This is a genomic window from Mycolicibacterium rutilum (assembly GCF_900108565.1).
In the GTDB taxonomy this organism is placed as follows: domain Bacteria; phylum Actinomycetota; class Actinomycetes; order Mycobacteriales; family Mycobacteriaceae; genus Mycobacterium; species Mycobacterium rutilum.
The window spans coordinates 2992360-3017056 of the sequence record NZ_LT629971.1; the positions used below are offsets into that span (position 1 = coordinate 2992360).

Sequence of the window (24697 nt, forward strand, 5' to 3'; positions counted from 1 at the left end):
GCGAGCGTGTTCGAGTCGCTCGCCGGGTTAATTCGCGGTTACCCGCATTTCCGCCGCCTAAAGGCTAACGCCGAAGCCACGGTCAGACCACGACAACGGCGTTGTGGTCGTTGTGGTCGCCGCCGTGTCGTCGGGTGAGAGTCACCCCGACTAGCTCTTCGGCGCGGGCAACACGTGCAGCGTCGCCGGCCAGCGCGGCGGCGGGTCGCCGAACGCGCTGCGCGCGTTGGCCACGATGCGCTTGCCCATCAGGCGATTTCCTACGCCACCGACGACGGCGCCGATGCCGACCGGCAGCAGCTTGCCGAAGGCGATCGCCCCGCGCTTGAGCGTGTAGCGCTTGACGAAGTACTTCAGCAGGCGTGAGTTCAGTTGAGACACCGCGGGCAGCGGCAGCGTCGCCGCGCCGTCGGCGACCCAGCCGCCCTTCGTGCGGCCCGGGCCGAGCAGGTCGGCGATCGCGTGCTTGCTGTCCTCGCCGACCAGCACCGCCAGCACCAACGCCCGCCGGCGCTCGCGATGCTCGGCGGGGATGCCGTGCACCTCGGCGACGGCCAGCGCGTAGACCGCCGTCGCCTCCAGGAAGACCACGGTCTCTCCGGCGACGGCCGACATCGCGGCCAGCGTGCCGATGCCCGGGAACGCCGCGGCCGATCCCACGGCCGCGCCGCTGGCCATCACCGCCGCGACGTAGTGCGACTCCAGCTTCTTGATGATGTCGGCGGGCGACGCGTCGGGGTTCTGCTTGCGGAGGCGGTCGACATAGGCCCGGACCGCGGGGCCCTGCACACGCGTGCCGCGTTCGATGATGTGCGACAGGACCTTGGCGGCCGCGCTCGGATCCTCGATCTCCCCGCTGACCGCCGGCACCTGTTTCGCCTTCGACCGGGCACTCATACAGGCCTCCTGTCCCGAACGACTCGTTCTCCAGGCTAACGCGTTGTTAACGAACGGCGCGGGGCGCGGGTGCCCGGCCATGATCGCGCTCACTGTCGGCGGGATCGGGAAGAAAATATTGAAAAGCGACGCTAACCATTTCCATGGCACTATCACCGGCTGTGGATCTGACGACTGTTCGAACCTCGACGCCGAGCGCCACGACGCCGAGCCGCGTACGGATGATCCTCGTGCTGGGCGTGCTGGTCGCGTTGGGCCCGCTGACCATCGACATGTATCTGCCCGCGCTGCCGAAGATCGCTGATGACCTCGGGGTCACCTCGTCGGTCGCGCAGTTGACGTTGACCGGCACGCTGGCCGGGCTCGCGCTCGGGCAGCTGATCGTGGGCCCGCTGTCGGACTCGCTGGGCCGCCGCCGGCCGTTGATGGCCGGCATCGTGCTGCACATGCTGGCCTCGCTGCTGTGCATGTTCGCCCCTGACGTCGTCGTGCTCGGCATCGCCCGCGCGCTGCAGGGCATGGGCGCCGCCGCGGCCATGGTGGTGGCGATCGCCGTCGTCGGTGACCTGTTCACCGACTCGGTCGCCGCGACCGTGATGTCGCGGCTGATGCTCGTGCTCGGGGTGGCCCCGGTGGTGGCGCCGTCGCTGGGCGCCGCGGTGCTGCTGCAGGCGTCGTGGCACTGGGTGTTCGCCGCGCTGGTGGTGCTCGGCGGCGCGCTGCTGTTGGTGGCGACGCTGGCGCTGCCGGAGACGCTGCCGCGCGCGCACCGCCGTCCGCTGAAGGTGCGCGGCATCGCGGCGACCTACTTCTCGCTGGTGCGCGACCCGCGCTTCGTCGTGCTCGTCCTGGTCGCCGCGCTCGGCATGTCGGGGCTGTTCGCCTACATCTCCGCCGCGCCGTTCGTGCTGCAGGGCCGCTACGGGCTGGATCAGCAGGCTTTCGCGCTGCTGTTCGGCGCGGGCGCGATCGCGCTGATCGCGGCCACGCAGGGCAACGTGGTGCTGCTGCGCCGCTTCTCCCCGCAGACCATCGTGGTGTGGGCGCTGGTCGTCGGATCGGTGGCGGGCGCGGTGTTCGTGGTGCTGGCCGCGGCGAACCTCGGCGGGCTGTTCGGTTTCCTCGTCCCGGTGTGGGTGGTGCTGGCGGCGATGGGGCTGGTGATCCCCAACGCACCGGCGGTCGCGCTCGGCCGCCACCCCGAAGCCGCGGGCACGGCGGCAGCGCTGCTCGGTGCCGCGCAGTTCGGTCTGGGCGCGGCCATCGCGCCGCTCGTCGGGACCCTGGGCAACGACGAATTCGCGCTGGCGGTCGTGATGACGGTGGGTATGGTGATCGCGTTGCTCGCGCTCGTGAGCGTCGGTGCGTCGGCGCCGCAGAGCGCGGACGACGCCGCAGACGACGTCATCGACGACGTCGTCCCCGAACCGGCCTGACGCCCCCGCAGCGCGAGCGGTCCTGACTTGTCGGGACCGGCGAAAGCTTCGTAGCGTCGGCCGGATCGCCGAGAACTAGTCGACCCGAGATGTTTTCAACGCTGATCCGCCGGCAGGCACCCTCATCCCCGAACCCGTGGCATGCGCTGTGGGCGATGATGGTCGGCTTCTTCATGATCCTGGTCGACGCGACGATCGTGTCGGTCGCCAATCCGTCGATCATGGACAAACTCGGCGCCGACTACGACGCGGTGCTGTGGGTCACCAGCGCCTATCTGCTGGCGTACGCGGTGCCGTTGCTGGTGTCCGGCAGGCTCGGTGACCGGTTCGGCCCGCGCAACCTCTACCTCCTCGGCCTGACGGTGTTCACGGTGGCGTCGCTGTGGTGCGGGCTGTCGGACACCCTCGGGATGCTGGTCGCCGCACGGGTGCTGCAGGGGGTGGGCGCGGCGCTGCTGACGCCGCAGACGCTGTCGACGATCACCCGCGTCTTCCCCGCCGAGCGCCGCGGTGTGGCGATGAGCGTGTGGGGTGCGACGGCCGGGGTCGCGACGCTGGTCGGCCCGCTGGCCGGCGGCCTGCTCGTCGACAGCCTCGGCTGGCAGTGGATCTTCTTCGTCAACGTGCCGATCGGCGTGGTCGGGGTGGCGCTGGCGCTGCGTCTGGTGCCCGAACTGCCGACCAACCGGCAGTCGTTCGACGTGCTCGGCGTGCTGCTGTCGGGCATCGGCATGTTCCTCATCGTGTTCGCCCTGCAGGAGGGTCAGGCGAACGCCTGGACGCACTGGGTGTGGGGCCTGATGGCGCTGGGCAGCGGGTTCATGGCGGCGTTCCTGTTCTGGCAGGCGGTCAACCCCCGCGATCCGCTGATCCCGCTGGCGATGTTCCGCGACCGCGACTTCTCGCTGTCGAACCTCGGTGTGGCCACGATCGGCTTTGTGGTGACCGGGATGATGGTGCCGGTCATGTTCTACGCCCAGGCGGTGTGCGGACTGTCCCCGACCCGTTCGGCCCTGCTGACCGCGCCGATGGCGATCGCGACCGGGGCGCTGGCGCCGTTCGTCGGCCGGCTCGTCGACCGGGCGCACCCGAGCCCGGTGATCGGGTTCGGCTTTTCGGTGCTGGCGATCGCGACGACGTGGCTGTCGATCGAGATGACACCGGCCACGCCGATCTGGCGGATCATGCTGCCGCTGACGGTGACCGGGATCGGGATGGCGTTCATCTGGTCGCCGCTGGCCGCGACCGCCACCCGCAACCTTCCGCCGCAGCACGCCGGGTCGGGTTCGGGTGTGTACAACACCACCCGCCAGATCGGCGCGGTGCTGGGCAGCGCCAGCATGGCGGCGTTCATGACGTGGCGGGTCGACGACGAGATGGCGCCGTGGGCCGCCGGCTCCGCGGGCGGGGGCACCGGGGCAACGCAGTTGCCGCCGTCGCTGCACGAGCCGTTCTCCGACGCCATGTCGCAGGCGCTGCTGCTGTCGGCGTTCTTCGCGCTGTTCGGGGTGGTGGCCGCGATGTTCCTGCTGGGCTATGCGCGCCGGCCGCTCACCGAACCGGCGCCGGCGGTCGGGTACGGCGGCGACGACACCTTTGCCGACGAGTACGACGACGACTACGACGACTACCGCGAGTACACGGTGGAGTGGGACGACCCCGGGCCCGCCCGCCGCGCCGAGCCGTCGACCGAACCGCTGACGACGCCCGCCGAGCCGCTGCCCAGCCAGGCCGGTGACTCGTGGCGCGCGATCCTCGACCAGCTGCTCGCCGACATCCCGCCGGCCCGGCTCGAGAAGCCCGGCGCCGAACCGATCGGATTGGCGCACAACGGCTTACATGTCGACGACGAGCGCCCGCTGCGCCGGATACCCGACCGGTACCGGGCCGACATCCCCGAGACGCCTGCGCCGGTGGAGTCGGAGGAGCCGCCGCGCCAGTTCTGGTTCGACTCCGGCGGCAGGCATTCCGCCGACGACGGACCCGGCGAACCGCCCCGCGGCAGGCACTCGCGCCGCTGGCACGATTAGGCGCCGAACAGCACCGCGGGGTTCAGGAATCCGGTCGGATCGAACGCCGCCTTGACGGTGCGCATCGCGGCGATGTCGGCATCGGTGCGTGACATCCCGACGTAGTCGCGTTTGCGGGTGCCGACGCCGTGCTCGGAACTGACATTGCCACCGTGGCCGGCGATCAGGTCCATCATCGCGGCGTACAACGCGTGCTCACGGTCACCGTCGAGCGCGCACCGGACGAGGTTCAGGTGCAGGTTGCCCTCGCCGATGTGGCCGAACAGCACCGGGATCGCGTCTGCGGCGTGCTCGGCGACCAGCGCGGCCGCGTCGTCGGCGAACCGCGGTATCGCCGAAAGCGGCAGCGACACATCGAATTTCAGTGGAGGGCCGTACACGCCCAGCACCTCGGCGACCGCCTCGCGGACCTGCCACAGCCGCTGCTGCGCGCCCACGTCCACCCCGACCGCCGGTTCACCGCACAGCTCGACGCCCTCGAACGCGTCGGCGAGGCGCTCGGTCTGGTCGGTATCACCGGCCAGTTCGACGAGCAGCTGCCAGGCCCCCTCGACCGGTGCCGGCACGCCGGCGTGCTCGGCGGTCAGCATGCTGGCGCGCGCGTCGATCAGCTCCAGCGCGGCGATCCCGTCCAGGTCGCGGAACAACCGGCCGGCGGCGACCAGCGCGTCGAGGTCGGCGAAACCGCACACCGCGGTCGCCCGGTGCGACGGTGTCGGGTGCAGCCGCAGGTCGAGCGCGGTGATGACCCCGAGAGTGCCCTCGGCACCGACGAACAGCGACGCCAGGTCGTAGCCGGTGTTGTCCATCCGGACCCGGCTGTGCCGGTGCACGACCGACCCGTCGGGCAGCGCGACGTCCAGCCCGATCACCTGTTCGCCCATGTTGCCGTAGCGCACGGTGCGCAGCCCGCCGGCGTTCGTCGACGCCATCCCGCCGACGGTCGCGGTGTCGCGCGCGGCGAGGTCCACGCCGAACACCAGCCCCGCCTCCGTGGCCGCGTGCTGCACTTGGGCCAGCGTCACGCCGGCGCCGACGGAGATCCGGCGCTCGGCGGCGTCGACGTCACCGATCTCGCGGAGCCGCTCGGTGGACAGCAGCACGTCGTCGTGTTCGGGCACGGTGCCCGCCACCAGCGAGGTGCGCCCGCCCTGAACGGTCACGTAGGCGCCGGCCTCCCGGCACACCCCCAGCACCGCGGCCACCTCGTCGGCCGATCCCGGGCGCACCAGTGCGCCGGCCCGGCCCCGGTAGCGCCCGGTGTGGTCGACGCTGCGCCCGGCCAGCACGTCGGGATCGGTGCTGACGTAGGCCTGCCCGACGATCTCCGCCAGCCGGTCGGTCACACTCATGCCGACGGTGTATCACACGGGGCCAGCGACAGGAACGCGCCGAGCTCGATGAGCCCGTCCGGCGTGCCGGGCAGATACTCGGTCAGCGAGGTCGAGCGCACGACGATGCTGAGGTACTTCGCGCGGCTGATCGCGACGTTGAGTCGATTCCTGTTGAGCAGGAACGAGATCCCGCGCGGCACGTCGTCGATGGAGGACGCCGTCATCGAGACGAACACCACCGGGGCCTGCCTGCCCTGGAACTTGTCGACGGTGCCGACCTGGACGCCGGGCATGCCGGCCGCCGCGAAGTGCTCGGCGAGCAGCATCACCTGCGCGTTGTACGGCGCGACGACCAGCACGTCGGATTCGGTGAGCGGACGGGTCCCGTCCTCGTCGGTCCAATCGGTGCCCAGCAGCGACGCGGTGGCCGCGACGATCGCCGCCGCCTCCTCCGGACTGGCCGTGGAGTTGCCGTCGTGGGGGATCGCCAGCGTGCGCACCCCGGGTTCGTGGCCGTGCAGCCGACGGGCGGCGGGCCGGCCCTCGGCGGACAGCAGCCGACCCTCGTAGGCCAGCCGCGACACCGGGGCGCAAACGGCCGGGTGCATCCGGAAGGACCGGTCGAGGAAGTAGCCCAACGGTTCCGGCAGCGTGTGGTGGTCGCCGACCAGCCAGCCCAGCGCCGACGCGTCGACGGGTTCAGGATGGTGGCCCTGGCTCACCTGGGGCAACTGCTGCGGATCGCCCAGCAGCATCAGGTTTTTCGCCGCCCGGGCGACGGCGATCGTGTTGGCGAGGCAGAACTGGCCGGCCTCCTCGATCACCAGCAGGTCGAGGCTGCCGGACTCGACTCGGGTGTCGTTGGCGAAATCCCATGCGGTGCCCCCGATAACGCAGCCGGGATGGGCCGCGATGAACGCCGCGTACTCGTCCTTGTCGATCGTCTGGCATCCGACGTCGTCGGGGCAGTTCTTCTTGGCGATGCGGGCCGGATCGACGTCGGCCTTGATCAGGTCGCGAAACAGGTTCTCCACCACCGCATGTGACTGGGCGACCACCCCGACCCGCCATCGGTGGTCGTTGACCAGGGCGGCGATGATCCGCGCGGCGGTGTAGGTCTTGCCGGTGCCGGGCGGGCCGTGCACCGCGACGTAGGACGACTCCAGATCCAGCAGGGCGGCGGTGATGTCGGCGGCGACGTCGGCGGTGTGGGGGATCGGCGCGCCGCTGCGGGTGCGCGGCGGCCTGCGCAGCAGCAGGTCGACGACGGCGGTGCGCGGCAGGTCCGGCAGTGCGGCGGCGACGTCGGCGGCCGCGGCGTCGATGGCCTCGCGCAGCTTCTTGGTGGGCACGATCGAGCGGGGCGTGAGCGCGAACGGCAATTCGTCGAAAGTGCCGTCCTTGGTTTCGCGTTCGCAGATCAGCACCTCGGTGGGCGTGTTCGCGTCGTCGACCTCGAGCACCTCGGCGTTGCCTGCGCCGCGCCGGTCGGTGTTGTCGGCCATGCCCGTCGGCGACGGTGGGTGATACAGCGCGAACACCTCGTCGTGCAGACCGCCGGATTCCAGTGCGCCGGTCAGTTTCACCCACCGCTGCTGTTTGCGCGCCCGCTTGGACGGCAGGTGCCAGTCCGTGACGACGGTCGCGGTCTCGGCGAGGAACACGTCGCTGGTGTCGCCCCATTCGTCGACGGGGTTGTTGAGCCGGTCGAAGTGCGCCCACCAGAACGGCTTGTCCTCGCGCCGGTGATAGCCGCGGGCGGCCGCGATCAGCGCCACCGCGGTCTGCTCGGCGGTGCGCGGTGCCACGCCGTCGCCGGCGAACGCCGCCAGCGTGCGGGCGAGGTCGTCGGCGTCGTCGACCACCTCGGCCGCGGCGACGGGTTGCGGCCCCAGCGGCGGGACGCTGGACTCGATGGCGATCTTGACCAGCCAGTCGCGCAGCCGGTGCGTCGAGCGGCAGTCGTAGCGGTTGTAGTCCTCGACCTGCTTGAGCAACGTTGCGGCGTCGTCATCGCGGCCCTCGGCGCGCAGTTCGCAGAACTGCCCGTACTGGGTGATCGACTCGGTGGCCGTGGTGACCTCGCCCTTGCGCAACTCGTTGCCCATGTAGAGCGGTTCGAGCGACTTGAGGCTGTAGTTCTCGGTGCCGACGCGAATCGTCTTGCGCACCAACGGATAGAGGTCGACCAGCACACCGCTGCGCAGCAGGTCGTCGACCTCGTCCTCGCCGACGCCGTAGCGGCCGGCCAACCGCAGCAGCGCCGTCTTCTCGTAGGGCGCGTAGTGGTAGACGTGCATCTTCGGATACTTCTTGCGGCGCTGCCGGACCAGCTTGAGGAAGTCGACGAGGGCTTGGCGTTCGCCGGCGCGGTCGTGCGCCCACAGCGGGCGGAACGTGCCGCCCGCCTCGAGCACGCCCCACAGGTACTCCAGGCCCCACTCGTGCCCGTTGACCGTCCACAGCGGATCGCCCTCGAAGTCGAAGAACAGGTCGCCCTTGTCGGGGTCGGGCAGCAGGTTCAGCGGTTGCGGGTCGATCACCTCGTACGGCGGCTTGCCGTCGACGCGCGGGCTGGTCTGCAGCCGCGCCTGGGCCGTCAGCGCGGTGACGGTGCGGGCCGGCAATTCGGGCACCGGGCCGTCGTGGCGGGCGAGGTCGGCGACGGTGGTGATGCCGGCGTCGATCAGCCGGGCGCGCTGGCTCACCCGCATCCCCGCCACCAGCAGCAGGTCGTCGGTGGCGCGGACCTGAGCCTCGCACTCGGGGCAGCGGAAACAGGCGCGCACGGATTCGTCGGCCCAGTCGACCGGTGTGCCCGAGGAGAAGTGGTCGTCGAGCAACCGCTGCAGCGCCTCGCGGCGCGGGCGGTACACCGCGAGCAGTTCGTCGATGCGGTAGTTGGCCGTCGCGCCGTCGCCGAGCACCAGCTCGACCTCGTCGGCGACCGGCACGCCGGCGGCGGTGAGGGTGTCGGCGTAGGCGGCCAGCTGCAGCAGCGCCTCGACCTTGACCGAGCGCGCGAGTTTCGTGTCGCGCAATCGGTAGTGGTCGCCGTCGAGGATCAGGAAGTCGGCGAAACCGGCGAACCGGCCGTCGAACATCGCGGCCTGGTAGATCACCGGGGCGCGGCGGTCGATCGCCCGCTTGGTCTGCTCGGCGGCGGCGGTCAACCCGTCGATCGTGTAGGCGGGCCGGCCGATGACGGTGATGTCGGCGGACTCGCGAAGGTTGTCGAGGTGGCGCTGTTCGTGCTCGTCGCCGAGCCCGGCGGTGCGGGCGAGCAGCTCGTCCTCGACGGCAATGGCCGGGCCGCGGCCGAGTTTCGCGTCGAACGAGCGCAGCAGCGCGTACTCGCAGCGGGCGGCGGCCGCGAGGTCGGATGCGCTGTAGACGACACGGGCCCCGTCTTGCTCGGAGGCGACGAACACGCTGCCACTGTAGGTGAGCCCGACGACACCCCATTCGAGGCGCGAACGTGGTGCCTCTCTATTTGTCAAGACGCCTTCTGGATGGTTGTTGGAGGTCGGCCGGTGATGCGTAGTTCATCGGCGTGCATGACTCGCCAGAGGTGGGCGGCGAGGTGTCGTTTGAGTGCGCGCGTGGCGTGGCGTGGTGGCTTTCCTTGGGCGATCTTCTTGTCGTAGAAGGCGCGGCCGGTGCTGGCGGGCATGCGGATCTGGACCATCGCGATGGTGTGGATCGCGCAGTTGAGTTGTCGGTCTCCGTAGCGGGACAGCCGGTGCTGGGAGGAGTCGGCGCTGGCGACTTGCACGGGTGCGGTGCCGGTGTAGTTCGCGTACGCCGCGGCCGAGGCGAACCTGGCGGCCGATCCGGTGCGGCCCAGGATGCGGGCCGCGAGGATGGGTCCGACGCCGTCGATCTGTTGCAACCTGGTGCCGTGCTCCTCGAGCAGGGCGCTCTCCTTGGCGGCGTTGGCGGCGAGTTGGTCGTCGAGACGACGCACGTCGGCGATGAGGTCTTTGGCCAGCTCCAGCCGAACCCGGTCGGTGCCAGTGCGGGGACGAAGTCCACGCAGCGCGGTGGTGGCCTTGGCGGGCGTCAGCGAGGTCGGCACGCCGCCGGCTATCAACTCGCGCAGTAGGGCATGCAACTGGTTGATGGTGCGGGTTCTGTGCTGGGACAGATTGACTCGACGCTCGTCTAGCAGCGCCAGGGAGTCGGTGGTGGTCTCGGAATGAACGGGGCGGGCATCGCCCTGCAGCGCGGCGACACTGGCCGCGGCGGCGGCATCGATGCGGTCGTTCTTGCGCCGGCCGCCGCGGGAGAGTTCCCGTACGCGCGCGGTCGCGGTGGCCGAAACGTCCAAGACGACCTCACCGCGTGCCAGCAGCCACAACGCCAAGTGGTGTCCGAGCCCGTCGGCGTTCTCGATCGCCCAGGTCCGTTCGGGCCAAACCTTCGCCCAGCCGATCAGGCGCTCGTAGTCGGCAACTGATGCCTCGATGCGCAGCGACCCCAGATCGGAGTTGGTGCTCGGGTCCAAGGCGGTGGCGGTGTGTGTCGACTTGTGCGGATCAACACCGATGACGATCATGGAGTGCGGGTTCCCTTCGCTGATGTGGGTGGGGAATCCGCGGCGGACAATCCGACTTCAAGTACCTCGCAAAGCAGCTTGTGGTCATGCATCTCTCGAGTCACGCCGCGAACGCAGACCGGAGGGGTGACACACCACGTTGGAGTCAACCCAAACCTCGGGTGACAGGGTTACCGCGAGTCATTCCCTCCGGTCTGCTACGGCACGCTAGGGGCTGCAATCCCGCTCACCACGCCGTGACACACATATAAGTCGGGTTACCCGCACGCGATCCGCCGCTCGAACGTGACACGAGCCCACACTCGGCACAACGCGGCCAACCCCCGTCATCCCCAACACCGCGCCCGTCCACAACCGGGGCCGTCACGGCCGTCGTGGCGGCGCCTTCTGTGGGAGCTCACGCCGACAGTCGCGGCATGCACACAGAACCCTTGCCGTTCATCGGCACCGAAGCGGTCGCGTCGGGACTGGCGACCAGGCGGACGCTGGTCAGCCGCCACGACATGATCTATCGCAACGTCTACCTGCCGAAGGGTGTCGAGCTGACAGCCGCATTGCGCGCGCAGGCGGCGTGGTTGTGGTCCGCGCGTAACGCCACACTCGCCGGGCTGTCGGCGGCCGCGCTGTACGAAACCCGATGGATCGACGCTACGTTGCCCGCCGAACTGATCCGAGCCGAGACCTGCGACGTCGACGCGATCCTGATCCACCGGGCGAAACTGCGCGACGACGAGGTGGGCGCCGTGCGCGGGATGCCGCTGACGACGCCGGCGCGCACGGCCTTCGACCTCGGGCGCCGACGCGGCCTCGAGCGAGCGGTCGTGCGCGTCGACGCGCTCGCCAACGCCACCGGCCTCAAGGCCTTCGAAGTCGAGGGTCTCGCCGATACCCGTCGCGGCGCCCGCGGCATCGTCCAGTTGCGGCGCGTAATGGACCTGATGGACGGCGGCGCCGAATCGCCGCAGGAGACGCGCACCCGGCTGCTGCTGGTCGCCGCCGGGTTTCCGCGCCCGCGAACGCAGATCCTCGTCGTCGACGCGCATGGGATGTTCGTGGGCCGCGTCGACATGGGCTGGGACGAGGTCAAGGTCGGCGTCGAGTACGACGGCCCGCAGCACTGGGACGATCCCGTTCAATACGCCCGCGATATCGATCGGCTCGCCGAACTGGCCGCCGCGGGATGGCTCATCATCCGGGTCAGCCGAGACCTGTTGCGCTACCGGTCGCACGTCGTCCTCGCTCGTGTGCGCGACGCCATGCGCGCACGGGGGTGGCCGCACGCGGACCGGATCCGGTTGGACGCCCAGATCGGGTGGCTCGATCCGCGCTGACGGCTCGCCGAGTGTGGGCTCGACGCACGCACAGCGCCCCGGAGGCGTGCGGGTAACCCACGTTCGGCCGCCAAAGCCACCAGAGAAGTCACCTACGGGGTGTTGCCGATCAGCTCGACGCCGTTGCCGTTCCACCGGAACTTCACCACGCTGTCGAGCCCGGGCATGCCGTTGGAGTAGCGCAGCGCGATCGTGTCGCCGGTGCTCACGGTTTCGTCGATCCCGTTGAAGCCGTAGGTGTCCGGCACCCCGCTGGGGATGAACTTGCCGAGGTGGAACATCACCGCGCGGGTGTTCGGGTTCTCGGCGTTGGTGTTGGCTCTGACGATGACGACCGACAGCGGCGCGCACTCGTTGTAGTTCCCGGCGACCGGTTCGGGATTCCAGGCCTGATTGCTGCGCGGATCGCGCGGCAACTCGGACACGGCCCTGGCGATCTCGGGGGCCGCGAGGTTGACGGCGCAGGGGTCGGCCACCGCCGCGGCGCTCGGTGGTGCGACGGTCGGCGGCGGTGGGGTTCCCGCGGCGGGCGGCGCCGGCGGCAGCGCGGCGTCGGGAGTCTTGGAGACGGTGGAGTCGCCGGACCCGCACCCGGCGATGAGGATCGCCGCGACCCCGATCACGCTGGAGAACCGAAGGGTGCGTTTCACTCGAGCCACCCTTGCAAATCCGACCCGGCCACGTCGCGCCGACACACCGCGGACGCCCGGCCGAGGCATGTCTTGCGTGCGTGGCGGGTGAGCGGCCCTGCGGGCACTAGACTCGGTTACCGATGACGTCCTCCGAGCCGGACCCTGGCACCGCCGATCTCACCTTTGATGACCTGCAGATACACCCTTCGGTGCTGCAGGCGGTCCGCGACGTCGGTTACGAAACGCCGTCGCCCATCCAGGCCGCGACCATTCCCGCGATGCTGGCCGGCTCCGACGTTGTCGGCCTCGCGCAGACCGGCACCGGCAAGACCGCCGCGTTCGCGATCCCGATCCTGTCCAAGATCGACACCGAGAGCCGGGCCACCCAGGCGCTGGTGCTGGCGCCCACCCGCGAGCTCGCACTGCAGGTCGCCGAGGCGTTCGGCCGCTACGGCGCCAAGCTCCGGGTCAACGTGCTGCCCATCTACGGCGGCTCGTCCTATGTGCCGCAGCTGTCCGGGCTCAAGCGCGGCGCGCAGGTGGTGGTCGGCACCCCCGGCCGCGTGATCGACCACCTCGAGAAGGGCAGCCTGGACCTGTCGCACCTGGACTACCTGGTGCTCGACGAGGCCGACGAGATGCTGCAGATGGGCTTCGCCGAGGACGTCGAGCGCATCCTGGCCGACACCCCCGAATATAAGCAGGTCGCGTTGTTCTCGGCGACCATGCCGCCGGCGATCAAGAAGATCACCGCCAAGTACCTGCACGACCCGGTCGAGGTGAAGGTCAAGTCCAAGACCCAGACCGCCGAGAACATCACCCAGCGCTATTTCCAGGTGTCGTATCCGCGCAAGATGGACGCGCTGACCCGGCTGCTCGAGGTGGAGCAGGGCGACGCGATGATCGTGTTCGTTCGCACCAAGCAGGCCACCGAGGAGGTCGCCGAGAAGCTGCGGGCCCGGGGCTTCGCGGCCGCCGCCATCAACGGCGACATCCCGCAGGCGGTCCGTGAACGCACGATCGCGCAGCTCAAGGACGGGACGATCGACATCCTCGTCGCCACCGACGTCGCCGCCCGCGGCCTCGACGTCGAGCGCATCTCGCATGTGGTGAACTTCGACATCCCGCACGACCCCGAGTCCTATGTGCACCGGATCGGGCGCACCGGACGCGCCGGCCGATCAGGCACCGCGCTGCTGTTCGTGACGCCGCGGGAACGTCATCTGCTCGGCGCGATCGAGCGCGTGACCCGGCAAAAACTCGTCGAATCCGAACTGCCGTCGGTCGAGGACGTCAACGAGAAGCGCGTCGCGAAGTTCCGCGACTCGATCACCGCCGCGCTGGACAAGCCGGGCATCGACCTGTTCCGCACGCTGATCGAGGGTTACGAACGCGACCACGACGTCCCGATGGCCGACATCGCCGCCGCGTTGGCGCTGCAGAGCCGCGACGGCGTCGAGTTCCTGATGACCGAGCCGCCGCCGGAGAAGCGCAAGGAGCGACGCGACAAGCGCGACGACGAGGACCGCGGGCCGCGTAAACCGCGCGAGCGGCGTAGCGATCTCGCGACCTACCGCATCGCGGTCGGCAAGCGGCACAAGGTCGCGCCGGGCGCGATCGTCGGGGCCATCGCCAACGAGGGCGGGCTGCATCGCAGCGACTTCGGCCACATCGCGATCAAGTTGGACTACTCGCTGGTCGAACTGCCGGCGAAGCTGCCGGGCAAGACGCTGAAGGCGTTGGAGAACACCAGGATTCAGGGCCAGCTGATCCACCTCGAACCCGACCGCGGGCCGAAGCCGCATCGGGGGAAGCACAAGTCGAAGTGACGCTGTCCGACCGGGACGTCGACACCGGCGGCGGGTTGGAGTCGGTCACCCCGGGGCGGGTCGCGTCACTGACAGGGATACGCGCGGTCGCCGCGCTGCTGGTGATGGCCACGCACGCGGCCTACACCGTCGGCAAGTACCCGCAGGGCTACGTCGGCCTGGTCTACTCGCGGATGGAGATCGGCGTGCCGATCTTCTTCGTGCTCAGTGGTTTTCTGCTGTTCTCGCCGTGGGTCGACGCCGCCGCGTCTTCTACCGCGGCCCCGTCGGTACGCCGCTACGCGTGGCACCGGGTGCGTCGCATCATGCCCGCCTACGTGGTGACCGTCGTCGCGGCCTACCTCGTCTACCACTTCCGCACCGCGGGCCCGAACCCCGGCCACACGTGGGAGGGGCTGTTCCGCAACCTGACACTGACCCAGATCTACACCGACAACTACCTGTATTCCTTTCTGCACCAGGGCTTGACGCAGATGTGGAGCCTGGCCGTCGAGGTGGCGTTCTACGTCGTGCTGCCGGTGCTGGCGTGGCTGCTGCTGGTGGTGTTGTGCCGGCGCCGGTGGCGGCCGGGCCTGCTGATCGCCGGCCTGCTCGCGTTGGCGGCGCTCACCCCCGGGTGGCTGATCCTGGTGCACACCACCGACTTTCTGACCGACGGTGCGCGGTTGTGGCTGCCGGGCTATCTCGCGTGGTTCATCGGCGGGATGCTGCTTGCCGCGCTCAAACCGCTCGGGGTGCGCGCGTACGCGATGGCGTGTGTGCCGCTCGCGGTCATCTGCTACTTCATCGTCTCGACGCCGATCGCGGGGGAGCCGACCACCTCGCCGGCCGGCATGAGCGAGGCGTTGGTCAAGGCCCTGTTCTACGCGGTGATCGCGACGCTGGCGGTGGCGCCGCTGGCGTTGGCGGACCGCGCGGGCCGGCCCGGCCTCTACAACCGGTTCCTGGCCAGCAGGCCGATGGTCTTCCTCGGCGAGATCTCCTACGAGATCTTCCTGATCCACCTCGTCACGATGGAGTTGGTGATGGTCGAGATCCTGAACTACCCGATCTACACCGGGTCGTTCCTGTGGTTGTTCGTGATCACCTTCGTGGTCACCGTGCCGCTGTCGTGGCTGCTGCACCGGTTCACCCGGGTGCGAAGCCGTTAGGGCCGACCAGCCCCGCACGAGATTAGGGTAGCCTAACCGGAACACGCGACACGGAGGGCAAGCTATGTCGGACAAGAAGCCAACGCGCGGTTTCCAGGGAGCGGTGCTCAAGCTGCTGCGCGCGGGCGACTATCAGCTCACGGTCACCGGCAGGCGCCAGATCAGCCCGCACTATCTGCGGCTGAGCTTCGCCGCCGGCGGCATGCTCGCCGACCGGCCGCTGCACCCGACGATGTGGATCCGCATGTGGTTCGCCGACGGCGACAAGCAGCACCAGCGCGGGTACACGCTCGTCGACCCCAACCCCGCCGCCGACACCGTCGACATCGAGTTCGCGTTGCACGACGGCATCGCGTCGAACTGGGCGCAGCAGGCACAGCCCGGCGACACCATCGAGGCGACCGTGCTCGGCAGCAATTTCACGCTGCCCGCACCCGCGCCGGCCGGATACGTGATCGTCGGCGACACCGCGTCGCTGCCCGCGATCAACTCGCTGCTGACCGCGATCGGCGACGCCCCCGCGCGGGTGTTCCTCGAGGCGGGCTACGACGACGACAAGCAGCTGCCGGTGGCCCGCAGCACCGACGTGGTGTGGGTGGACCGCAAGAACGCCGGCGAGGCGCTGGTGGACGCGGTGCGCGCGGCGTCGTTCGACGCCTCCGATCACTTCGGCTGGGTGGCGTGCGACAACCGCACCACCCGCGCGGTGGCCAAGCTGCTGCGCGAGGACTACAAGATCGCCAAGAAATCCATCAAGGCGCAGGCTTACTGGGTGGCCTGAGTCGTTCGATTAACCGGTGGCCTCGCGGGCACCGGGCAGCACGATCGGCACGACGAACTCCTCGAGCATCGAGCGCTCGTCGTCCTCGTCGTGCCCGGGAAACAGGAACAGCGACGTCATCACCCGCACCAGCCAGCGGGCGCGGTGTGCCACCAGGTCGGGTTCGTCGGGGCCCAGCGAGATCACGAACGCCTCGGTCAGCGCCCTGATCACCTGGGACTGTTCGGCCATCTCCGCGCCGATCGGCCGCTGCGTGGTCGCGAACCACGATGCCAGCGCAGGACTTTGACGCACGTTGCGCAGCGACGCCAGCATGCCCTCGATCAGCCGGTCGCGCGGATCGGTGACGGCGTTGATCTGCTCGGTCATCTCGCGGTAGAGCCGGTAGCTCTCACGGTGCACGTAGGCGGTGTAGAGCGCGTCGCGGTTCTCGAAGTAGCGGTACAGCGTCGCACGCGAACACCCTGCGGCGGAGGCAATCTCGTGCATCCCGACCGTCGCGGCCTCCTTCTGGGCGAACAGCTCGCCCGCGGCGTCGAGGATGCGGTCGGCCGCCACCTCGGTGCGCCGGGCGGCCAGCCAGTCGCCGGCCATCAGGCCTTCACCGTCAGCGGCACCGACAGCGGCCTGCGCACGTAGCTGCCGCCGGACCACACGATGCCGTCCTCGTCGACCTCGAAGTCGGGGATCCGGGTCATCAACTCGGTCAGCGCGACCCGCGACTGCATCCTCGCAGCCGCCGCGCCGAGGCAGTGGTGCGCGCCGTGGCTGAACGTCAGGATGTTGCGGGGCTTGCGGGTCACGTCGAGTTCGCTTGCGTCGTCGCCGAATTGACGTTCGTCGCGGTTGCCGGACCCGTAGAGGAACATCACCCGCCTGCCCTGCGGGATCGTGACGCCGGCGACCGTGACGTCGCGGGTGACGGTGCGGCCGAGCATCTGCACCGGCGAGGTCAGTCGCAGGAACTCGTCGACCGAGTCCGGGATCAGGTCCGGGTTGTCGGCCAGCAACCGGCGCTGGTCGGGTCGCTGGTGCAGCAATTGCACTGAGCCGCCGAGCATTCCGGTGGTGGTGTCGTTACCGCCGGTGACCATCGTGAACGTGAACGCGAGGATCGACAGCACGCCGGCGATGTCGCCGTCGGCGCCGACACCCGCGGCCACCAGGTGCGAGACCGTGTCGTCCTCCGGTTCGACGCGGCGGCGTTCGATCAGCGCGGTGAAGTACGCCATCATCTCACCGAGCTTGTCGCCCAACGTCTCCAGCGCGCCGCCGATGCCACCCTCGGCGGTGTTGGCCGCGACGATCGCGTCGGTCCACCCGTCGAACTGGCCGCGGTCGGACTCCGGCACGCCGAGGTAGTGCGCGACCACCATCGACGGCAGCGGCTTGAACAGTTCGGCGACGATGTCGCCGCCGCCCGCCGCGCGAATCCGCTCGATCCGCTCGACCACGTATTCGCGGACTTTCGGCTCGACGGCCTCGACCTGTCGCGGCGTGAAGCCCCGCGACACCAGCTTGCGGAACTCGGTGTGCACCGGCGGGTCCTGCATGACCATCGGCGGATTGTCCGACAGCCCGATCAGGTCGAGTTCGCCGTAGTTGACCGTCAGCCCCTGCGCAGACGAGAACGTCTCGTGGTCCCGCGCGGCCGCCCAGATGTCGCCGTGCCGCGACATCACGTAGTAATCGTGGTCAGGCCGGTCGTCGGGGATGACGTGGTGGACCGGGTCGTGGTCGCGCAGCGCCTGGTACATCGGCCAGGGATTCGCCCAGGTGTCGGCCTGCGCGAGCTGGAACCGGACCGGAGATCCGTGAGACAGAGCAGCTGTCATGTCTCATTCGTACGACATTTAGCAGAACTGTGTCAATAGCAACTGCCCCGCCCCTCCCGCGAGCAGACGCCAATTCCCCCGGAAACACCCCGAAAAGGGGGTTTTCACGTCTGCTCGGCAGCAGTCAGATCGCCGCGCCCGGGTTGAGGATGTTGTCCGGATCCAGCGCCTGCTTGATCCGCCGGTTGAGTTCCATCGCCTCCGGCCCGATCTGTCCCGCGAGCCAGGGCCGCTTGAGCCGGCCGACGCCGTGCTCGCCGGTGATCGTGCCGCCGAGGCTGACGGCCAGGTCCATGATCTCGCCGAAGGCACGGTGTGCGCGCTCGGTCATCGCCGGGTCGGCGGGGTCGTAGACGATCAGCGGGTGGGTGTTGCCGTCGCCGGCGTGCGCGATCACCGAGATCAGCAACTCGTGGTTGGCCGCGATCTTCTCGATGCCGGCGACCAGGTCTGCCAGCGCGGGCAGCGGCACGCCGACGTCCTCGAGCAGCAGCGACCCCTTCAGTTCCACCGCCGGGATGCAGAACCGGCGGGCCGCGACGAACGCTTCGCCCTCGTCGGGGTCCGACGTCGAAAACACTTCCTTGGCACCGTGTTCGGCGAACACGCCGGCCATGAACTCCGCGTCGTCGGCGCCGGAGTGCCCGCGGTCGTCGGACGCGGCGACCAGCATCGCGGCCGCGCTGCGGTCCAGACCCATCTTCAGCTTGTCCTCGACGGCGTTGATGGCGGCCGAGTCCATGAACTCCAGCATCGACGGCCGGATCTTCGCGGTGATCGCGACGACGGCTCGCGCGGCCGCCTCGACCGACTCGAAGCTCGCCACCACCGTGCACGCACCCGCTTGTGCGGGAAGCAGTTTCAGCGTCGCCTCGGTGACCACGCCGAGCGTGCCCTCGCTGCCGACGAACAACTTCGTCAGCGACAGGCCTGCGACGTCCTTGAGCCGCGGGCCGCCGAGCCGCACCGCCGTGCCGTCGGCGAGCACCACCTGCAGGCCGAGCACATAGTCGGTGGTGACGCCGTACTTCACACAGCACAACCCGCCGGCGTTGGTGGCGACATTGCCGCCGATGCTGCAGATCTCGAACGACGACGGGTCCGGCGGATACCACAGCCCGTACTCGGCGACCGCCTTCTTCACCTCGGCGTTGAGCAGGCCGGGCTGCACGACGGCGGTGCGCGTGACCGGGTCGACGGTGATGTCGCGCATCTTTTCCGTCGTCAACACGATCGCCCCGTCGAGCGCCGACGCGCCACCCGACAGCCCGGTGCCCATCCCGCGCGGCACCACCGCGACCTTGTTCACACTCGCCCACCGCAGCACCGCCTGTACGTGCTGGGTGGTGCGCGGTCGCACCACCGCCAAGGGTGTGCCCGCATTCGGGTCGAACGCACGGTCGTGCCGGTAGGACCCCAGAATGTCGGGATCAGTGACGACGCCGCCGTCGGGCAGCGCGGCGATCAGTTCGTCCAGGGCGGCGCTCACCAAGCCATGGTACGAGCAGGCGCGAAAATGCAGGTGAACGCAAATACCGCGGGTTATAGTTCGGCCGTGATCAGCGGGGATCCGCTGGCGGGACGTGACGGCGAACTGGCAACCATTCGCCGCGCGCTCAGCGGGGGAAACAAGTCCGGCGTCGTGATCGTCGGCGCGGCGGGGGTGGGCAAGACGCGGCTCGCCCGCGAGGTGTTGCACCTCGCCGAGCGCGCCGGTGAGCGCACCAGCTGGATCGTCGGCACCGAGTCGGCGAAGGCGCTGCCGCTCGGCGCGTTCACCGCGTTGATCAACGACGCCGGCGTCGACCCATGGCCGAATATCCGCCACCTCATCAAATCCTTTGTCGCGCAACAACGTCAGGGCCGGATGCTGATCGGCGTCGACGATGCGCACCTGCTCGACGGGTTGTCCGCGCACGTCGTGCACCAGCTCGCGCAGAGCCGCGCCACCAGGCTGCTGGTAACGCTGCGCGCGGGCGCCGAGGAACCCGACGCCATCACCGCGCTGTGGAAGGACGGGCTGCTGGCCCGGCTGGACCTGGCTCCGCTGTCGGTCGACGCGACCCGCGCGATGATCGAGGAGGCGCTCGGCGGGGCGGTCGACGCCCGCAGCGCGCGCCGGTTCTGGAACCTCACCGGCGGCAACGCGCTGTTCCTGCGCCAGCTCGTCCAGGATCAGATCGATGCGGGCCGGATGCGGCTGACGGCCGGGGTGTGGATGTGGGACGACGACGTCGCGGTGTCGCAGAGCATCAGCGACATGGTCGGCAGGCAGGTGCGCGGGCTGACCCCCGAGATCGCGCTCGTCGTCGACACGCTGTCGCAGTGCGAGCCGCTGGCGGTCGACGTGCTGTGCGACCTGGTCGACCGGGCCGACCTGGAAACCGCCGAGCAGATGCGGCTGGTGACCGTCGAACGCAGCGGCGGTGAGCTGGCCGCGCGGCTGGCGCATCCGCTGTTCGGCGAACTGCGGCGCGCCTCGGCCGGGGAGATGTACCTGTCGAAGATCCGGGGCCGGCTGGCCGAGCGGCTCGCCAAGGATCCGGACGCCGACATGCAGGCGACGGTGCGTCGCGGCCTGCTCGCGCTCGAGTCCGACCTGCCGCCCGACGGGCAGCTGTTCTTGCAGTCGGCGCAGCATGCGATGACACTGCTCGACCTCGACCTGGCCGACCGGTTCGCGACCGCGGCCGCCGAGGCCGGTGTGCCCGAGGCCGCGGAGGTCCGCGCGCTGAACCTGCTGCTGCTCGGCCGCGGGGAGCAGACCGAGGAGGTGCTGCGCGAGATCTCGAGCAGCGGTGGCGAGGGTGCGCGTCAGTGGTCGACGCTGCGCGCGACGAATCTGATCTGGATGCTCGGACGCCTCACCGACGCCGCGGCCGTCCTCGACGATTTGGCCGGCGGACCCGAGGCGCCCGCTGACCGGTTCGCGCGCCTGGCGGTCGAGGCCTGTGTGGACGCGGCGTCGGCGCGGTGCGCGACCGCTGCGGACAAGGCGCGCGAGGCACTGGATTCCGGGCAGCTCAGCGACTTTCACGCGATGATGGCGTCGGTGGCGTTGACGATGGCGCTCGGCGCGCTCGGCAGGGCCGACGCCCTCACCCCGGTCGCCGAGTCCGCGCTCGAGCGCGCGATGACGTCGTTTCAGGCGTCGCACATGAGGTTCTGGTACGCCAGCGTGTACGCGCGCGCCTGCCGGCTGACCGGGCACATCGACGAGTGCGTGGCGATGGCGCAGCGGCTGGCCGGATCGGCCCACGAGGTGCCGAGCCTGGCTTACGCCAACCTCGCGTCGCTACTGGGCGGTGCCGAACTGATGCGCGGCGACGTCCGCGCGGCGGTGCAGCTGCTGCACGAAGCGCTCGCCGGTGTGGAAAAGCACGGCGTCACAACGGGTCTGCGGCCGGCAACGTGTTTCGCGCTGGCCGAGGCGCACGCCAAGCTCGGCGAGGCCGAGGCCGCCAAGGAGGCGATCACCGAGGCGCAGTGCAGCGTCCCGCCCGGTTTTCTGTTCATGCAGACCGCGCACAGCATCGCCACCGGGTGGGCGCAGGTCGCCAACGGGTGCGTCGCCGACGCGGTCGCCACCGTGCTCGACGCGGCGGCGCAGGCCCGCGACCGCGACCAGCCCACCCACGAGCTCTGGTGTCTGCAGGTGGCCGCGCAGTGGGGCGACGCCTCCCGCGCGGCGCGGGCGCGCGAACTCGCCGACGAGCTGGACCTGCCGCTGGCCGATGCCGTTGCCCGCCATGCCGAATCGCTGGCCGCCGGTGACGGCGAGCGGCTACTGCTGGCCGCCGACGACTACCGGGCGATCGGCGACCGGGCCGCCGCCGCGGACGCCGCCGCCCAGGCCGCGGTCGCGTTCACCGGTGGACAACAACGCAAACGCGGCCTGTACGCCGCCGCGGTCGCCAAGGAACTGAGCGACGCATGCGGCGGCCTGTGCACCCCCGCGCTGCGGGCCCCGGCCAGCCAGCCGCTGACCGGTCGCCAGCGCGAGATCGTCGAGTTCGTGGTGGCCGGGCTGTCCAACCGCGAGATCGCCACCCGGTTGGTGATGTCGGTGCGCAGCGTCGAAGGCCACATCTACCGCGCGTGTCAGCGGGTCGGCGCGAACTCCCGCGAGGAGCTGGCCGCGATCGCGCGCCGCGGCCCCGGCAGCTGACCCGCCTACGGCGCGAAGGGGTGGTCGAGTTCGCGCAGCGCCGGCAGGAAGATCGACACCACACCGAGCAGCACCATCGGCAACGCCAGCGCGAGGAACGTCACGTGCAGCCCAGCGCTGTCGGCCAGCGGGCCCGCTACGACGAGCCCCAGCGGTCCCGCGGCGTAGGCCAGCGACCCCATCACGCCGACCACCCGGCCCCGCAGATGCTGCGGCGCCCGGGTCTGCATGACGTAGTTGTAGATCGGCGCGATCGGCCCGTAGACCAGGCCGACGACCGCGCTCAGCGCCAGGATCAGCGGCAGCGGAGGCAGGAACGCGATCACCGTCATCGCCCCGCCGAGCGTCAGCACCGCGGCCAGCATGGTGGCGCGTCGACTCAGGTAGTTCGATGACACCGCGTAGCCCAGCGCGCCCACCAGGCCGCCTACGCTCAGCGCCATCAGCACCCAGCCCAGCTGCGCCGGCTCGTCGCGGTCGGCGAAGTACTTCGGGAACAGCACCGATTCCATGGGCATGTACAGCCCGGTCGCTGCCAGGTCGACGATCGCCAGCGTGCGCAGCACCTTGGTGTCCCAGACGAACCGCAGGCCCTCGACGATGCCGGCCCACACCCGCTCCGGTAGCGCATCGCGGGCGGGCACACCCGCGCCTTCGAGCTGCAACACCGCGATCGCCGCGATCGACAACCCGAACGCCGACGCGGTCACCCACATCGTGTTGATCCCGCCCATCGTCGCGATGAGCAGACCGCCGATGCCGGGCCCCACGATGTAGGCGAGGTTGAACACCGCTTCGTAGACGCTGTTGGCGCGGTCCAGCGTCCAGCCGGCCCGCACGGTCGCCTCGGGCAGCATCGTCTCGCGGGCGGTCATGCCCGCCGGGTCGAAGAAGGCGCCCAGCGCCGCGAGCACCGCCAGCACCGCGACGTTGACGGCCTCGGCCCCGAATGTCAGCGCCAGCACCGGCACCGCGGCCACCGACAGCGCCGACAGGGCGTCGGAGATCATCGACACCCGCCGCCGCCCGAGATAGTCGACGGCGGCGCCCGCGATCAGCGTGGCGGCCAACAGCGGCAGCGTGCCCGCCATCGCCACGATCGACGCGTCCACCGCGGATCCGTTGCGCTGCAAGACCAGCCACGGGAACGCCACCAGCGAGATGCCGTTGCCGGCACCGGCCATCAGCGCGGCGAACAGGATCAACAGAAGGGGGCCGCGCCTGCTGTTCGTCATGGGTTATCGCGGCAGAATCTAACAGTGGCCGGGGCCGGCGGACACGCGAATTCTTCGCACCTGCACAGTGGTCGTGTGCAGTTGCCCCATCCGCGAACCGGAGTGCGGTTCGACTCACCGGTACCCGCTGGCGCGGGTTGGCCGGGCGATCCCGCCACCGCGCGCACCGCCGTGGCGGCGACGGCCGCTGCCGTCGTCAGCCTCGCCGAGGCCGCCCGCACGCTCGACGAGCTCGACGCCGAAGTCTCGGTGTGCCGCGCGTGCCCGCGCCTGGTGCAGTGGCGCGAGGAGGTGGCCGTCGTCAAGCGGAAGTCCTATGCCGGTGAACCGTATTGGGGCCGCCCGGCGACGGGCTGGGGCGCGGCGCGGCCGCGGGTGCTGATCGTCGGGTTGGCACCCGCCGCGCACGGCGCCAACCGCACGGGCCGGGTGTTCACCGGTGACCGCTCGGGCGACTTCCTCTACGCCGCGCTGCACCGGGTGGGGCTGGCCAACCAGTCGGTGTGCGTCGACGCCGCGGACGGTCTCGAGCTGCACGACACCCGAGTGGCCGCCGCGGTGCGGTGCGCGCCGCCGGGCAACGCCCCGACGCCGGCGGAGCGCGCCACCTGCGCACCCTGGCTCGACGCGGAGTGGCGGCTCACCAAGCCACACGTGCGGGTGGTCGTCGCGCTCGGCGGGTTCGCCTGGCGGGCGGCGCTGCAGATGCTGCGCTCGGGCGGGGTGACGGTGCCGGTGCCCGCGCCGAAGTTCGGGCACGGCGCCACCGCCGAACTCGACGGCGTCGCGCTGATCGGCTGCTATCACCCGAGCCAGCAGAACACGTTCACCGGGAAGCTGACCCCGCAGATGTTCGACGACGTGTTCGCGCAGGCTAAGGTGCGAGCGTTCGCCGAATAGTCGCGAACAGGGCGTCCGCGAGATCGGTCGACGCGTCGGTGTCGGCCTGCCCGACCGCCCACTCATCGAAGACTTGCAGGATGCGGAACACCAGCTCGGCCTGCAGGTCTTCGGGCAGATCGGTGCGGACGCCGCCGCACCCGCGACCCACCCGCAGCACCTGGCGCACCCAGTCACGCACCGCGTCGAGCACACCGCCGACGGCGGTCTTGGTGGGGGCGGGCAGGTAGAACATCCGCCCCAGGTCCTGGAACCGCTCGTGCTGCCGGGCGACGTTCAGCAGCGACGCGTAATACCGCTCCAGCCGTTCCCAGAAGTCACCGCCCGCGAATTCCTCAGGGGCGACGATCGGGAATTCCGTCTTGACGTCAGCGAGTAGATCGCCGACCACAAATTCGTACAATTCGGCCTTGGAGGACAGCACGTAGTAGAACGAGCTCTTGCTCATCTGGCACCGCTCGATGATGCGGTTCAGCGAAGCCAATTCATAACCAGAGCTGGTGAATTCGCCTACTGCCGCCTCGACGAGGCGACGTCGTCGTTCGGCGGACATCCGCGCCAGTCGTCCTGTGGGCACGGC

General features: G+C 70.1%; 18 protein-coding genes. 8 read left to right on the forward strand and 10 right to left on the reverse strand.

All coding sequences use genetic code 11. The features are described from left to right. Positions 1 to 150 precede the first annotated feature (150 nt). Entirely contained in the window at positions 151 to 897 is a 747-nt protein-coding gene (locus tag BLW81_RS14670) for a hypothetical protein (RefSeq protein WP_083407791.1), read from the reverse strand. Between the two features lie 143 nt (positions 898 to 1040). Here BLW81_RS14670 and BLW81_RS14675 point away from each other — a divergent pair, with 143 nt between their 5' ends. After that, positions 1041 to 2333, forward strand: a complete 1293-nt coding sequence (locus tag BLW81_RS14675; RefSeq protein WP_083407792.1) for a multidrug effflux MFS transporter — start codon at positions 1041 to 1043, stop codon at positions 2331 to 2333. Between the two features lie 89 nt (positions 2334 to 2422). Then, complete coding sequence (locus BLW81_RS14680) at positions 2423 to 4363, forward strand: MFS transporter (protein WP_083407793.1); 1941 nt, start codon at positions 2423 to 2425, stop codon at positions 4361 to 4363. Here BLW81_RS14680 and BLW81_RS14685 read toward each other — a convergent pair. The 3 genes from BLW81_RS14685 to BLW81_RS14695 form a co-directional block, all read right to left on the reverse strand. Beyond that, positions 4360 to 5715, reverse strand: a complete 1356-nt coding sequence (locus BLW81_RS14685; protein ID WP_083407794.1) for an FAD-binding oxidoreductase — start codon at positions 5713 to 5715, stop codon at positions 4360 to 4362. The genes BLW81_RS14680 and BLW81_RS14685 overlap by 4 nt on opposite strands. Next, positions 5712 to 9128, reverse strand: coding sequence for a TM0106 family RecB-like putative nuclease (locus tag BLW81_RS14690; RefSeq protein ID WP_083407795.1), 3417 nt, complete (start codon positions 9126 to 9128; stop codon positions 5712 to 5714). Before BLW81_RS14690 ends, BLW81_RS14685 begins: the two co-directional genes overlap by 4 nt. A 65-nt stretch (positions 9129 to 9193) precedes the next feature. Beyond that, positions 9194 to 10255: an IS110 family RNA-guided transposase gene (locus BLW81_RS14695; protein WP_083407796.1), complete on the reverse strand. Its 1062-nt coding sequence runs from the start codon at positions 10253 to 10255 to the stop codon at positions 9194 to 9196. A 416-nt stretch (positions 10256 to 10671) separates the two neighbouring features. Between BLW81_RS14695 and BLW81_RS14700 the strand changes: the two genes are divergently transcribed. After that, positions 10672 to 11586, forward strand: coding sequence for an endonuclease domain-containing protein (locus BLW81_RS14700; protein WP_083407797.1), 915 nt, complete (start codon positions 10672 to 10674; stop codon positions 11584 to 11586). A gap of 92 nt (positions 11587 to 11678) precedes the next feature. Here BLW81_RS14700 and BLW81_RS14705 read toward each other — a convergent pair whose 3' ends face one another. After that, positions 11679 to 12236 (reverse strand): LppP/LprE family lipoprotein, encoded by a 558-nt coding sequence (locus BLW81_RS14705; protein ID WP_235632008.1) that lies wholly within the window; start codon positions 12234 to 12236, stop codon positions 11679 to 11681. A 122-nt stretch (positions 12237 to 12358) separates the two neighbouring features. Here BLW81_RS14705 and BLW81_RS14710 point away from each other — a divergent pair, with 122 nt between their 5' ends. The 3 genes from BLW81_RS14710 (at position 12359) to BLW81_RS14720 (ending at position 15979) form a co-directional block, all read left to right on the forward strand. After that, positions 12359 to 14047: a DEAD/DEAH box helicase gene (locus BLW81_RS14710; protein WP_083407799.1), complete on the forward strand. Its 1689-nt coding sequence runs from the start codon at positions 12359 to 12361 to the stop codon at positions 14045 to 14047. Continuing rightward, positions 14044 to 15198, forward strand: coding sequence for an acyltransferase family protein (locus tag BLW81_RS14715; RefSeq protein ID WP_083407800.1), 1155 nt, complete (start codon positions 14044 to 14046; stop codon positions 15196 to 15198). The genes BLW81_RS14710 and BLW81_RS14715 overlap by 4 nt, the downstream gene beginning before the upstream one ends. A 64-nt stretch (positions 15199 to 15262) precedes the next feature. Then, complete coding sequence (locus BLW81_RS14720; protein WP_083407801.1) at positions 15263 to 15979, forward strand: siderophore-interacting protein; 717 nt, start codon at positions 15263 to 15265, stop codon at positions 15977 to 15979. A 9-nt stretch (positions 15980 to 15988) separates the two neighbouring features. Here the strand turns inward: BLW81_RS14720 and BLW81_RS14725 are convergent, their stop codons facing one another. From BLW81_RS14725 to BLW81_RS14735, 3 genes are all read right to left on the reverse strand, one after another. Further along, positions 15989 to 16573 (reverse strand): TetR/AcrR family transcriptional regulator, encoded by a 585-nt coding sequence (locus BLW81_RS14725; protein WP_083410553.1) that lies wholly within the window; start codon positions 16571 to 16573, stop codon positions 15989 to 15991. Then, positions 16573 to 17814, reverse strand: coding sequence for a cytochrome P450 (locus BLW81_RS14730; protein WP_083407802.1), 1242 nt, complete (start codon positions 17812 to 17814; stop codon positions 16573 to 16575). Before BLW81_RS14730 ends, BLW81_RS14725 begins: the two co-directional genes overlap by 1 nt. A 124-nt stretch (positions 17815 to 17938) precedes the next feature. Next, entirely contained in the window at positions 17939 to 19306 is a 1368-nt protein-coding gene (locus BLW81_RS14735) for an FAD-binding oxidoreductase (RefSeq protein ID WP_083407803.1), read from the reverse strand. Positions 19307 to 19369: 63 nt separating this feature from the next. Between BLW81_RS14735 and BLW81_RS14740 the strand changes: the two genes are divergently transcribed. Next, positions 19370 to 21982, forward strand: a complete 2613-nt coding sequence (locus tag BLW81_RS14740) for a LuxR C-terminal-related transcriptional regulator (RefSeq protein ID WP_083407804.1) — start codon at positions 19370 to 19372, stop codon at positions 21980 to 21982. A gap of 5 nt (positions 21983 to 21987) precedes the next feature. On the opposite strand, the gene BLW81_RS14745 is transcribed toward BLW81_RS14740, so the two are convergent. After that, entirely contained in the window at positions 21988 to 23217 is a 1230-nt protein-coding gene (locus BLW81_RS14745) for a multidrug efflux MFS transporter Tap (RefSeq protein ID WP_083407805.1), read from the reverse strand. Between the two features lie 75 nt (positions 23218 to 23292). Here BLW81_RS14745 and BLW81_RS14750 point away from each other — a divergent pair, with 75 nt between their 5' ends. Then, positions 23293 to 24117 (forward strand): uracil-DNA glycosylase, encoded by an 825-nt coding sequence (locus BLW81_RS14750; RefSeq protein WP_083407806.1) that lies wholly within the window; start codon positions 23293 to 23295, stop codon positions 24115 to 24117. On the opposite strand, the gene BLW81_RS14755 is transcribed toward BLW81_RS14750, so the two are convergent. Continuing rightward, positions 24092 to 24694 carry a TetR/AcrR family transcriptional regulator gene (locus tag BLW81_RS14755; protein ID WP_157897701.1) on the reverse strand — a complete coding sequence of 201 codons (603 nt, stop codon included), beginning with the start codon at positions 24692 to 24694 and terminating at the stop codon, positions 24092 to 24094. The genes BLW81_RS14750 and BLW81_RS14755 overlap by 26 nt on opposite strands. Positions 24695 to 24697: the final 3 nt, after the last annotated feature.